The organism is Methanocalculus natronophilus (assembly GCF_038751955.1).
GTDB classification, from domain to species: domain Archaea; phylum Halobacteriota; class Methanomicrobia; order Methanomicrobiales; family Methanocorpusculaceae; genus Methanocalculus; species Methanocalculus natronophilus.
Genome location: NZ_JBCEXH010000035.1, coordinates 226 through 833, shown reverse-complemented (window position 1 = coordinate 833; position 608 = coordinate 226). Strand labels below are relative to the sequence as shown.

Genomic DNA, 608 nt, shown 5'->3' with positions numbered 1-608 from the left:
GTATACGTAAATTTTTAACTACTTGATTCATAGTATTATTTCTCACTTACTATACAGATCATTTGGGGTTTTTATTGGAATTTATTTGTTTTTTTAATCTTCTAATAATTTATCAGGCAATAAACCAACAATTGCAGGGATAAAAATTAATGTGTTAATCACATAATGCGAAATATTAAATACGTATTCCCACTCTAGATACCTTAGGATTAACCCTATTAAGAAAATAATCCAAACCCATCTTAGTTTTAATGTTTCTAAACGTTTTTTAGTTAATTTCTTTTGACTATAAACTACTACATCCATACGATTATGCATGCTGTCCAAAAGATCATCAAACGATTCCTTAATCTCTTTTAACCCATTAAAACGGTTATTTTGAATCAGAACACTCAAAAAGTTTTTAAGGGTTTTAGGACCATCGGTTTTTTGAATGATCTCAATTTTCGTTGCTTTATCAATTCCAGGATGAAGAAAAAAATCCATGCTTTCTTTGTCAATCGCTTCTAAAAACGATTCATAAGCATTTGAAATGGCATCTAAATTGTCTTCTTCTTTAGAAACTTCAAAAAGTGCGATGGCATATTGATCACTAATCGCACTCATTG

The 608-nt window shown here is 29.4% G+C and carries 1 protein-coding gene; it reads right to left on the bottom strand.

The annotated features are described in order from the left end of the window. Positions 1 to 93: 93 nt before the first annotated feature. The coding region (atpH, locus tag ABCO64_RS10225) for an ATP synthase F1 subunit delta (protein ID WP_343089384.1) at positions 94 to 608 on the bottom strand (515 nt) is incomplete at its 5' end.